This window comes from Falsiroseomonas oryziterrae, assembly GCF_021864505.1.
GTDB classification, from domain to species: domain Bacteria; phylum Pseudomonadota; class Alphaproteobacteria; order Acetobacterales; family Acetobacteraceae; genus Falsiroseomonas; species Falsiroseomonas oryziterrae.
On record NZ_JAKJIB010000699.1, the window covers coordinates 1 to 609 of the forward strand.

At 73.2% G+C, this 609-nt stretch carries 1 protein-coding gene; it reads right to left on the reverse strand.

Going from position 1 to position 609, the window contains the following annotated elements; genetic code table 11:
* The coding region (locus L2I40_RS24190; protein ID WP_237217872.1) for a DNRLRE domain-containing protein at positions 1-609 on the reverse strand (609 nt) is incomplete at both ends.

Consider the following 609-nt stretch of genomic DNA (forward strand, 5'->3'; position numbering starts at 1 on the left):
TGGTGGAGCCGCTGTTGCCCTCGGGCTGGGTGAGCGGGCCGGAGAGGGCGAGGGAGGCGGGCGGGGTGGTGGTGCCGGTCTCGAAGACGATGGTGAGCTGCGGCTTGGTGCTGCCCTGGGCGGACTGGAAGCCCCAGCCATCGGTGCCGAGGGGCAGCACGGCCCAGCCGTGATTGGCGGCGCCGGCGGCCCAGGCGGCGACGCTCGTGGTGACGTCGAAGCTGCGGCTGCCGAGGGTGCTCATGCGGCCGGTGACGAGGTCGGCGGTGGCGAGGGCTTCGAAGCCGTCGGCCTGGATGCCGCTGCCGAGCGAGGCCCAGGTGTCGGTGTCGGACCAGCTGCGCAGCATGCGGTGCAGGGCGCCGCCGTCGCCGGTGTCGGAGGTCTGCAGGGTGAGGCTGGCCGAGACGATGGTGGCACCGAGCGGGATCTGGCCCGGGCCGGTGCCGAACAGCCCGTCGAAGCGGAGCAGCGCCTGTCCCGGCGCGCCGCCCGTCTCGGTGTCGGTGAAGAGCTGCTTGGCGACCGCGTAGCTCGTCGTCGGATCCGCACCCCGCAGGTTGGTGTCCACCGTGCCGGCATAGCCGCCGACACCCTGCTGGAAGGTCA